The 8029-nt window shown below is 47.0% G+C and carries 7 protein-coding genes; 5 read left to right on the top strand and 2 right to left on the bottom strand.

Annotated elements, in window-relative coordinates; translation table 11 throughout:
• Positions 1 to 675: 675 nt before the first annotated feature.
• A complete protein-coding gene (gene asnS / locus ACK8OT_RS03225; protein ID WP_410195064.1) occupies positions 676 to 2076 on the bottom strand; it encodes an asparagine--tRNA ligase in 1401 nt (466 codons plus the stop codon).
• A 272-nt stretch (positions 2077 to 2348) separates the two neighbouring features.
• On the opposite strand from asnS, the gene ACK8OT_RS03220 reads away from it, so the two are divergent.
• Entirely contained in the window at positions 2349 to 2708 is a 360-nt protein-coding gene (locus ACK8OT_RS03220; RefSeq protein ID WP_410195063.1) for a hypothetical protein, read from the top strand.
• Here the strand turns inward: ACK8OT_RS03220 and bioA are convergent.
• Positions 2705 to 3979, bottom strand: a complete 1275-nt coding sequence (bioA, locus tag ACK8OT_RS03215) for an adenosylmethionine--8-amino-7-oxononanoate transaminase (protein WP_410195062.1) — start codon at positions 3977 to 3979, stop codon at positions 2705 to 2707. The genes ACK8OT_RS03220 and bioA overlap by 4 nt on opposite strands.
• Positions 3980 to 4092: 113 nt before the next feature.
• Here bioA and bioB point away from each other — a divergent pair, with 113 nt between their 5' ends.
• From bioB to bioD, 4 genes are all read left to right on the top strand, one after another.
• Positions 4093 to 5139: a biotin synthase BioB gene (bioB, locus tag ACK8OT_RS03210; RefSeq protein WP_410195061.1), complete on the top strand. Its 1047-nt coding sequence runs from the start codon at positions 4093 to 4095 to the stop codon at positions 5137 to 5139.
• A gap of 9 nt (positions 5140 to 5148) precedes the next feature.
• On the top strand, positions 5149 to 6309 hold the full coding sequence (gene bioF, locus ACK8OT_RS03205) for an 8-amino-7-oxononanoate synthase (protein WP_410195060.1): 1161 nt from the start codon (positions 5149 to 5151) through the stop codon (positions 6307 to 6309).
• Complete coding sequence (gene bioC / locus ACK8OT_RS03200; RefSeq protein WP_410195059.1) at positions 6306 to 7109, top strand: malonyl-ACP O-methyltransferase BioC; 804 nt, start codon at positions 6306 to 6308, stop codon at positions 7107 to 7109. Before bioF ends, bioC begins: the two co-directional genes overlap by 4 nt.
• A 106-nt stretch (positions 7110 to 7215) precedes the next feature.
• Positions 7216 to 7929 carry a dethiobiotin synthase gene (gene bioD / locus ACK8OT_RS03195; protein WP_410195058.1) on the top strand — a complete coding sequence of 238 codons (714 nt, stop codon included), beginning with the start codon at positions 7216 to 7218 and terminating at the stop codon, positions 7927 to 7929.
• Positions 7930 to 8029 lie beyond the last annotated feature (100 nt).

Below are 8029 nucleotides of genomic sequence, written 5' to 3'. Positions count from 1 at the left end.
TCTCCGCGTAGCGGCTTAGTTCAACAGTGTATTATACGGTTTTCTTGGTAAACCCACACGTTCCGCCTAGGCCAACCCCATTAAAATAACTACTAATCAACACCTTAACCCCATTGTTTGACAGCTAACTCTGATCCCAGAGGAAAACAAACCGAGACTAAAAATTACCGAGACCTAATTTGGCCCCCGTAAATCGGTGAGCTGATTTTTTTGTAATTATATATCAATGGATTAAAAAATCGATGTGAACAAAGCGAGACTTTTACATTTTATTTACCGCGCCAAAAGTGGGCTGAATCAGCAAAAATTTATTACACCTGTATGAATAATCTGGTTTAAAGGGGCGAGGTCTTTGTTGTTTACCTCTGATAGCGCTAATTGACAGAGGGGGAACATCAGGGCAAACGCATGAATGCTTTTTAAGCGATTAGTGATGTTTTCTTATACGAATATCTGCCGCAAGGATGCGGCAGTTAAGCCAGCAACAGCCTTTGAGGGATGATTTCACGGCGTTTCGAATAAGAATATTTCACCTTGTTGCTAAGTTGATTACATTTTACATTTTTACATTTATGCGTTCGCTCTAGGCCATTGGGCACTTAGCCAAAAAAGCCAATCATAGGGATCAAAAAGCCGACGCTAAGGTCGGCTCTGTATGCAAATGTAAAACTTGGCTTAGAAATCAGCTGTTTTAGGTGCGCGTGGGAATGGGATCACGTCGCGTACGTTGCCCATGCCGGTAACGTAAGCCACTAAGCGCTCAAAACCTAAACCAAAGCCAGCGTGTGGCACGGTGCCGTAGCGGCGTAGGTCACGGTAGAAGCCGTAATCTTCTTTGTTTAGGCCCATTTCGTCCATACGCGCATCCAGCACGGCTAGGTTTTCTTCACGTTGGCTACCGCCAATGATTTCACCTATGCCCGGTGCCAATACGTCCATTGCCGCAACGGTTTTGCCGTCTTCGTTTAGCTTCATGTAGAAGGCTTTGATGTCTTTCGGGTAGTTTTGCATGATCACTGGGCCGCCAATGTGCTCTTCGGCAATGTAGCGCTCGTGCTCAGATTGCAGATCTACGCCCCATTCCACTGGGTATTGGAACTCTTTGCCACAGTTTTGCAAGATTTCGATGGCTTCAGTGTAGTCCATGCGCACAAACTTAGAGCTAACCATTTTTTCTAGGCGGCTGATGGCATCTTTGTCGACGCGCTCTGCAAAGAATTTCATGTCATCGGCGCGCTCGGTTAATACCGCTTTAAACACGTATCGCAACATGTCTTCTGCTAGTTGCGCTGCATCGGCTAGATCAGCGAAGGCAATTTCAGGTTCGATCATCCAAAACTCAGCCAAGTGACGGCTGGTGTTTGAGTTTTCGGCGCGAAATGTTGGACCAAAGGTGTAAATTTTGCTCAAGGCACAAGCGTAGGTTTCACCGTTTAGCTGACCGGATACGGTCAAGAAGGTTTCTTTACCAAAGAAGTCTTCTTTAAAGTCGATGTTGCCTTGATCATCTTTTGGCAAGTTCATTAAGTCTAAGGTAGAAACGCGGAACATCTCGCCCGCACCTTCGGTATCACTGCCAGTGATGATAGGGGTGCTTACCCAGTAGTAGCCACGCTCGTGGAAGAAGCGGTGAATGGCTTGCGACAAACAGTTACGAACGCGAGCCACTGCACCTATCATGTTAGTGCGAGGACGAAGATGGGCATGCTCACGTAAAAATTCAATGCTGTGGCGTTTAGCTGCCATAGGGTAAGTATCTGGATCTTCAACCCAACCGACTACAACCACGCTAGTGGCTTGGATTTCGAATTGTTGACCTTTACCTTGGCTTTCTACGACTTCACCCGTTACTTCAACCGAGCAACCCGTGGTTAAACGTTGTACTTCGTTTTCGTAATTGGCTAGGTTGGCTGGTACTACTGCTTGAATGGGATCAAAACATGAACCATCGTAAACAGCTAAAAATGAAATTCCGGCTTTAGAATCACGACGAGTGCGGATCCAACCTTTTACAGTTACCTGACTTCCAATCGGAAACTGACCTTTAAATACTTCAACTACGGACGCTTGCGTCATTTTATTAGCACTCCAGCTTAACCAAGTAGTGAACCTTCATGTTGCTATTTAGCTCGGCTGCTTAAAGGGTTAACTAAGCGGCTTGGTTTGAGCTAAAGCACGTTCACCAAAATTACCAAATATTAAAGGGCTTAATCTTACCTTTGCTTAGTCAGGAAACAAGTAAAAAATCGTTTTTGTGTGGCGATGAGCGTAGCTAGATGCTTGGCTCACAGTAAAAGGGCAGAATTTTAGCTAGATTAAGCCTAATAAGATTGCATAAGGGGTAACTAATGAAGCAAACGCGCAAAGAGAGGCGTAACTCCACTCCTTGGCTAAATGTGCTTCTGGGATGGAGCTCATTGTTAGCGTGGAGCTTGTTTTTAATTGCGCTTATTTTGTTTCATTACGCCAGACCAGAAATGGAAACCGGTTTAATCCGCTATTTTAATTTGCCCTTTCGTGACCATTGGTTAGTGGAGCTAAAAACCGTATTTCTCTACACCCTTTGGGCTTGCTGTGGGCTGAGCACCATTAACTTTCTGGTAAACATGGTGTTTAAACGCCGTAGCACAGATCATATTTGGTTTAACCCTGTGCTACTTATCGTTATTTGCTTGGTGTTTCTGATTTTTCTCTACGACTATGGTTAAGCGAGTCGCGCTAGCGCTTGGTCAATCGCGGATGTCAGTTGAGTTAACTGCGTGGGTGTAATGACAAAGGGCGGCATAATATAAATGAGTTTGCCAAACGGGCGGATCCACACGCCAAGCTCGACAAAAATCCCTTGCAGTGTTGCCACGTCATAGGCTTGAGTCGTTTCGACCACACCAATAGCCCCCAGTACGCGCACATCTGCGACTTGAGGAGATGCCTTTAGCGGCATTAATTCATTGAACAGTTGCTGCTCGATGCGCGCCACATTGGCTTGCCAAGGACTGTCTAATAGTAAGGTTAGGCTGGCTTTTGCCACGGCGCAGGCCAGTGGGTTCGCCATAAAAGTAGGGCCGTGCATAAACACGCCCGCTTTGCCGCTGCACACGGTATCGGCGACTTTTTTCGTGGTTAAGGTTGCCGCTAGACTTAAGTAACCGCCTGTTAAGGCCTTACCTAAACATAAAATGTCGGGCTCGATACCCGCGTGCTCACAGGCAAACAGTTTACCGGTGCGGCCAAAACCCGTCGCGATTTCATCAGCAATCAATAAAATGCCATATTGGTCGGCCAGTTGGCGCAGCGCTGTTAAATAGTTGGGGTGATAAATCCGCATGCCGCCTGCACCTTGAACGATAGGCTCAATAATAATGGCGGCGATGTCTTGATGATGCTCAGCGAGTAGCGCTTTTATTTCATCCATTTCATTTTCTTGCCAGTTTTCGCCAAAACGAGATTGTGGCGCGGGGGCAAAAAAGTGCTGGGGTAAAAAGTCTTGATACAGCTCGTGCATTGAATTTTGTGGGTCGGTCACACCCATGGCGCCAAAGGTATCGCCGTGATAGCCATTGCGCACGGTTAAAAACTTAGCCCTAGGCTGGTTTAAGCTATGCCAATATTGCAGTGCCATTTTCAGGGCGACTTCAACGGCCACGCTGCCAGAATCACTGATAAAGACTTTTTCCAAACTGGCTGGGGTTATCTCAACTAAGGTTTGGCATAAGTCGATGGCAGGTTGATGGGTGATGCCACCAAACATCACATGGGCCATTTTATTCAGTTGGTTTTGCGCCGCTTGGTTTAGCTCAGGTACGTTATAGCCATGAATACAAGCCCACCAAGATGACATGCCATCAATTAATTGTTGACCGTTTTCTAATTCTAAGCGCACCCCATGAGCCCGCGCTACAGGATAACAAGGTAGCGGATTAATGCTGGAAGTATAAGGGTGCCAAATATGTTGTTGGTCAAACTCGGTGTTAATGCTCATAAAATAACCATTAGTTAACTTTGGTGTGTTGAAAAAGTTGACAGTCTAGCGTTCATCCATACACTAGCCAAATTATTTTAATAAACCTATTCAATGATGAGCGGGGCGCGAGCATGACAGTAGCAATCAGACACGATTGGACGGTAGCGGAAGTTAACGCACTTTTTGCATTACCTTTTATGGATTTGGTGTTTCAAGCACAAACCGTACACAGAGCGAACTTCGATCCAAACCAAGTGCAAGTAAGTACCTTGCTATCAATTAAAACCGGTGCTTGCCCCGAAGATTGTAAATATTGTCCGCAAAGTGCCCGCTACGATACCGGCCTTGAAAAAGAGCGTCTGCTTGAAGTTGAAAAAGTGCTGGAAGAAGCCAAAAAAGCCAAGGCCGCAGGCTCAACCCGTTTTTGTATGGGCGCGGCGTGGAAAAACCCAAAAGATCGCGACTTGCCTTATATCGAAGAAATGGTCAAAGGGGTGAAAGCCTTAGGTTTAGAGTCTTGTATGACACTGGGCATGTTAGAAAAATCGCAAGCCGAGCGCTTGGCCAAAGCGGGTCTTGATTATTACAACCATAACCTAGATACCTCGCCGGAATATTACGACAAAATCATCACCACGCGTACCTATCAAGATCGCCTTGATACCTTAGAACATGTGCGCAACTCTGGCATGAAGGTGTGCAGTGGCGGCATCGTTGGTTTAGGTGAGTCAGCGAACGATCGCTCTGGTCTTTTGATGCAACTGGCCAATATGCCTAAGCACCCAGAAAGTGTGCCGATTAACAAACTCGTTAAGGTAAAAGGCACACCGCTGGAAAACGTCGATGATTTAGATGAGTTTGAATTTATTCGCACCATCGCCGTTGCTCGCATCATGATGCCGCAATCTCACGTGCGCTTATCGGCGGGGCGTGAAAAAATGAACGAGCAAACCCAAGCCCTTTGTTTTATGGCGGGGGCTAATTCGATTTTTTATGGTTGTAAACTACTGACAACGCCTAACCCAGAAGAAAATAGCGATATGCAGCTATTTAAGAAACTAGGCATTAACCGCGAAGAGCGACATCAAGACCCAACCGAGTTGGAAGTGGATTTACCGCTGGGACCAATTACCGAAGATACCGATTTGTTTTACGATGCCACGGCGAGAATGAGTTAAGCGAATTGTATGGCCTTTGAGTTTATCAATGATGCGTTAGCCCAGCGCAAGCAAGCCCATTTATACCGTCAGTTGACGCCGATTGAAAGTGCGCAGCAGCGCGAAATTACGGTGGGCGGTCAGCGCTATTTAAATTTTTCCAGCAATGATTATTTGGCGCTTGCTAATGAGCCCTTACTGGTAAAAGCATGGCAACAAGGCTTAGAGCACTATGGCTGTGGCAGTGGCGCCAGTGCATTGGTGACGGGGTACAGCAAGGCGCATCAGCAGTTAGAAGAAAAGCTGAAAGCTTGGCTGGGTGTAGAAGCCATTGCGCTGTTTAATTCAGGTTACAGCGCCAATCAGGCCGTGCTTAAGCTGCTATTAGGTAAAGATGATTTATTGCTGCAAGACAGACTAAATCACGCTTCGTTAATGGAAGCGGGCAGTTTGTTGCCCTGTAAAATGATGCGCTTTCGTCATAATGATGTTGAGCATCTCGCCAGTTTGCTGGCTAAACCTGCTAGCAATAAGCTGATTGTGTCGGAAGGCATTTTCAGCATGGACGGCGATGGCGCGCCCATTGCTCAGTTATTGCAATTGCGCGAGCAGCATAATGCGTGGCTGATGATAGATGATGCTCACGGCATCGGCGTGCTGGGGCGTGCTGGCACGGGCTCGGTGTGCGCAGCGGGTGCACATAATCAAGATGTGAATATCTACATGGCCACCTTTGGTAAAGCCCTTGGCGTGGGCGGCGCTATGGTGGCGGGCTCGGCTGAGTTTATCGATTATCTAACTAATTTTTCCAAACCCTATATTTACACCACCGCCATGCCACCGGCGCAGGCGGTAGCGGTGGGGGCGGCCATAGATATCGTGATTAAGCAGCCTTGGCGTTTGTCGCAACTGCAAGATAATATTTATTATTTCAGGCGCTTGGCGAGCCAACTAGGTTTGCCTTTGATGGCGTCGCAAAGTGCTATTCAGCCGATTTTAATTGGTGACAGTGAGCGCGCTTTACACGTATCCAACGCATTGCGTGAACTCGGCTTTTATTGCGCGGCAATTCGTCCACCAACGGTGGCGCAAGGCAGTGCTAGATTAAGAATTACCCTGACCGCCAAGCATCAAACCAAAGATATTGATGCCTTACTTAATGCTTTAACTCAGGTATTAGGTACGTCATGAGTTGTTATGCCAAAAGCTCTATTGCGCAGGCGTTTTCCAAGGCGGCGGCCTCTTATGACAGCGCCGCACAGTTTCAGCGTGATACCGGCCATAAGCTGCTCGATCCCATCTTAACGCGCAGTGCAAATGCGTTAGGGGGACAACGCTGGCTGGATTTAGGCTCGGGCACGGGGTATTTCACTGAGTTACTCGCGCAAAGTGGCGTTCAAGTGGTGGGATTGGATTTGGCATTAGGCATGCTCAATCATGCTAAACATGAGCGCAGCAGTCAGCCTAGTCATCAACTTAGTTGGCTTAATGGCGATGCTGAATCCTTGCCGCTGCAGGATAATGCCTTTGATTTAGTGTTTTCGACCTTGGCCTTGCAATGGTGCGACGATTTGGGGCGCGCCCTTAAGGAAGCTTATCGCGTGCTAAAGCCGCAAGGTGAAATGCATTTCACTACTCTAGTTGCGGGCTCATTAACCGAGTTAACACAGGCATGGCAGCAGGTAGACAATAAACCTCATGTTAATGCTTTTTTACCCTTGAGCGATATTCAAGCCGCCACGCAACAAGCGCCGTTTGCTCATGTTGAGTTGCAAGTTTTGCCTGAAGTGGTGAGCTATCCAACTGCGCTGGCGCTATTAAAAGACCTTAAAGGCATAGGCGCAAATCATGTACCAACATCAGCTCGAGCTCCTGGGCTAGGCGGGCGAGGGGCCATTGCGGCCATGTGCCAAGGATATGAAAGGTTTCGAGATCATCAGGGCTTATTACCTGCCACCTATCAAGTTTGCTATGCAAGGCTAATAAAGTAGTAAAAAGTACTAGAAACGAAATCAGTTTCATTATTTACTACGGATCCAGCTTATATGTGACTGACGTATTTATACCCTTGCCTTATTTTAATTGGAGAATGGATTAATGACCCAAGCTTTTTTTGTGACCGGAACTGACACGGAAGTAGGTAAAACCTTTGTTTCTTGCACCTTGATGCAGGCTTTAGGTCAAGCTGGAAAATCTGTGATAGGTTACAAACCCATCGCGGCTGGGGCTGAATTAAGCCATCATGGTTTAATTAACGATGATGCCTTGCTATTGCAACACAATGGCTCAGTTGAACTGCCATATGAAGCCGTCAATCCTATCGTTTTCGCGCCGCCTATCGCCCCCCATATCGCTGCAGCAAAAGCGCAACAAAGCATTAATATGAGCGTGGTTGAGCAGGGCTATCAACATTTACTCGGTAAGGGCTGTGACACCTTACTAGTAGAAGGCGCTGGTGGCTGGCGTTTACCGTTAGGTAATGGTCAGTATTTATCTGATTGGGTGGCTCAAGCGCAACTACCTGTGATCATGGTGGTGGGCATGAAGCTTGGCTGTTTAAATCACGCCTTACTCACCGAACAAAGCATCGCTAGCGCAGGCTTGAAATTAGTGGGGTGGGTGGCGAATAGCCCAGGTGTTGAGCAAGACTTTTTGGCTGACAATATTGCGTATTTAACACAAGCGATTGACGCACCATTTCTCGGTCAAATCCCGGCCATGGCCGGTGCCCAAGGTGAATTTGACGACATCATGGCGGCGGCCAAGCAAGCGTCTAGTCAATTAGACATCACGCCGTTATTGTCAATTTAGGCCTAGCTTGAAGCGCTTTTTTGGCAATCATAGGTTGATATTTGCTCTACAATTTGGATGTTTTTTCTATGTAGCGCGAATGTGATCGAGCTGTAACGTT

The organism is Motilimonas thetidivivens, assembly GCF_046452435.1.
Taxonomy (GTDB): domain Bacteria; phylum Pseudomonadota; class Gammaproteobacteria; order Enterobacterales; family CBDFNC01; genus Motilimonas.
This window is presented reverse-complemented; position numbering and strand designations above follow the sequence as displayed.